The organism is Collinsella sp. CLA-SR-H006, from assembly GCF_040097075.1.
GTDB lineage: Bacteria > Actinomycetota > Coriobacteriia > Coriobacteriales > Coriobacteriaceae > Collinsella.
The window spans coordinates 1-2,435 of record NZ_JBBNPD010000030.1; the positions used below are offsets into that span (position 1 = coordinate 1).

Below are 2,435 nucleotides of genomic sequence, written 5' to 3' on the forward strand. Positions count from 1 at the left end.
GAGCGAGCAAGGTGCCTTGAAACGAGGCGGCATTGACCTTCTGGTCATGCCGCCGAAGTTGAAAGGCAGATTGCCGCTCTGGCGGGCTTGCAGCGTCGAGCAGTTGCGGCGTTTGGTAAAACGCCGCAACGAACTAGCTCAGCATTGCATCCATCATCTCGGAGTTGACGGAGTCGTCGGCAGACCACTCGCCGTCGTCGTTGCAGGTGTACTTGAAGATAACCGTGGTCTTCCTGGGCTCGGTGGCCTTGGTCACATCGACCATAACCTGACCGGCCATCTTGTACAGCTCGTCATCGGAAGGAACCGTGTCAAGCGCAGCGACCTTCTCCTGATACTGGGTGGAGAAGTCCTCGACGATCTTGTTCATAGACTTGCAGGTGATAGAGACCTCGGCGGTCGCGACACCCTTGTCCTCGTCGACCGTCACGTCGCCGATCTTGTAGTCAAAGCCCTCGAGATAGGTCTTGGCATACTCCTTGGGATCGATACCCAGCTGCTCGAACTCGTCGCCCGAAGCCTCCTCCAGACCAGAGAGGAAGTCGTCGCCACCGTTCTTGACCTCGTCAAACTGCGTCGTAAGATCCTCGGTGATGAGTTCCTCGACCGAAGGACCTCCACAGCCGGAAAGCACGACCACGCATGCAACCAAGACGGCCATGAGGGGCACAAGCAGCAGCTTCTTTTTCATGTTGTTCCTCCCAATGAGCGGCACCGCGCTTCCCGGACGCGGCACACGTTGTAATAAGTAAGCCCATACTATCCACTTATGAACACCCTCGGCAACGCGAAGGCGCGGTCGGTTCGTTTTAGCGTCCGAACGGTTTGCAAGCCCACCCAACGTGCAATAAAACGCTTTCCCGCGGTGCAATAAAAAAGGTGGCCGGAAAACCCGACCACCCTCGCACAGCCTTTGGATGCCGCAGTTTACTTGCGGACGACCTTGACGATGGCGTCACCGGCGGCGACGGCGGACTCTGCCTCAACGGTGAGCTCGACATCGGCAAACTCGGCGGTGTTGGACACGGCCACGACGACGCAGTCCTTGTAACCGGCAGCGGCGATCTTGGCGCGGTCGATCTTGAGTATGGGCTGGCCAGCCTTCACAACGTCGTCGGCCTTGACGAAGCCCTCGAAGCCATCGCCGTTCATGTTGACGGTATCGACGCCAACGTGCACCAGAACCTCGATGCCGCTATCGGACTGCAGGCCCACGGCGTGACCCATGGTGACGGTCACCTTACCGTCGCAGGGAGCGTAGACCAGATCGTCCTCGGGCCACACGGCACAGCCCTTGCCCAGAACCTCGCCACCAAAGACGGGATCGGGCACGTCGGCCATCTTGATGACCTTGCCCTTGACGGGCGAGCACAGCACGTCGGCGCCGGCAGAAGCAGAGATGGAGGCCGGAGCAGCGGCAGCCGCGGGCTCAGCCTTCTTCTTGAACATATCAAACAGACCCATACGTTTTCTCCTCTTGATTAAGCGCAACGTTGTGCGCATGCCTACGGTAATTATAGTGCCAAATGGTTCAAATGCTAAGGTGGGGACTCGAATCGCGAGCCCTTCCCGGTAGTGCTCGTGGGATGAGCATCTCCTTTGCATCGCGGTTCGATAAGCTGAGTATCGCCTGCGCAGGTTATGGAGCGCATGGAGGGGCTCTACCAGACCACGCTGGCCGAAACGCAGGAGCTGCTCGACCCCACGCAACTTGACCATGCCGCCAAGCTCATCGCGAACGCCCGACAGGTCGACATCTACACGGCTCGCACAACCTCTATCCAGCGGGAATGTTCCGCGATCGCCTGCTCTCCGCCGGTAAAAGCGCGACGTGCCACGACGGTGTCGAGGCCCAGGTGCGAACGGCGCTCGCCTCGGGTCCCGACCATGCGGCAATCGTCATCTCCTACAGCGGCCTTGCCCCCAACCTCAAGGGCATCTTGCCGATCCTCAGCAGTCGGCATGTCCCGGTCATCGTCATCGGCACGCCTTATTGCGCGCGCATTCACCCCGGCTTTGCCGCCTATCTCACGGTGAGCGACCACGAGAGCATGACGCATCGCATCACGCAGTTCGCGAGCCACATCGCCGTGCAATACGTGCTCGATTCGCTTTACAGCAGCTACTTCGCCAAAGACTACGCCCGCTGCGCCGAATTCCTAGAGCGTTCATTCCCCTACACCCGCCTCCCCGGGCTCAAGTAGCTATTTAAAAACATCCCCAATGACTAACGGCCGACCTAATAACGACTTCTCGTCATTAGGTCGGCCATATCGACTCTAATAACTATTTATTCCGTAAACTCGTTATTAGAATCTGACGCAGGAGGCCAGGCTCACATGTGGTGATTAGTCATTGGGTGTTCCTATAGTTTTGTCAACCGTCGGGGCTACTCCCGGTAGGGCACCCGGTCGCGCATCACGGCGTATATCGCC

At 58.6% G+C, this 2,435-nt stretch carries 3 protein-coding genes; 1 reads left to right on the forward strand and 2 read right to left on the reverse strand.

The features are described from left to right. Positions 1-133 precede the first annotated feature (133 nt). Complete coding sequence (locus tag AAA069_RS09900) at positions 134-691, reverse strand: hypothetical protein (RefSeq protein ID WP_152067485.1); 558 nt, start codon at positions 689-691, stop codon at positions 134-136. 236 nt (positions 692-927) lie between these two features. Then, positions 928-1,464: a PTS glucose transporter subunit IIA gene (locus tag AAA069_RS09905; protein WP_035136613.1), complete on the reverse strand. Its 537-nt coding sequence runs from the start codon at positions 1,462-1,464 to the stop codon at positions 928-930. Positions 1,465-1,790: 326 nt separating this feature from the next. On the opposite strand from AAA069_RS09905, the gene AAA069_RS09910 reads away from it, so the two are divergent. Continuing rightward, positions 1,791-2,204, forward strand: coding sequence for an SIS domain-containing protein (locus AAA069_RS09910; protein WP_148345172.1), 414 nt, complete (start codon positions 1,791-1,793; stop codon positions 2,202-2,204). The last annotated feature ends 231 nt before the right edge of the window (positions 2,205-2,435 follow it).